The sequence below is a fragment of the Bacillus cereus group sp. BfR-BA-01379 genome, assembly GCF_022663605.1.
Taxonomy (GTDB): domain Bacteria; phylum Bacillota; class Bacilli; order Bacillales; family Bacillaceae_G; genus Bacillus_A; species Bacillus_A mobilis.
Genome location: NZ_JAKUFT010000242.1, coordinates 1 through 288 on the forward strand (window position 1 = coordinate 1; position 288 = coordinate 288).

Below are 288 nucleotides of genomic sequence, written 5' to 3' on the forward strand. Positions count from 1 at the left end.
AGCTTCTTTCTCTCATGCAGAAGGGTCAAAAACGAAAGCAACTGGACATAGTTCCCATAGTGAAGGAAGTGAAACGACAGCAGGCGGCTCTTATTCTCATGCGGAAGGTAAACATACAATCGCTTTAGGCGAAGCAGCACATGCAGAAGGAACCGCGACTATCGCTAACGGATTCTCTTCTCATGCGGAAGGTAATCATACATCAACAGCTCATTTTGCAGGTAGCCATATTATGGGGCGCTTCGGCACAGCAGAAGAATCTTATTCTTGGTTTATTGCTAACGGTAC

General features: G+C 45.8%; 1 pseudogene. It reads left to right on the forward strand.

Going from position 1 to position 288, the window contains the following annotated elements:
- Positions 1-288: pseudogene (locus MR113_RS27665) on the forward strand (peptidase G2 autoproteolytic cleavage domain-containing protein); the annotation flags it as partial.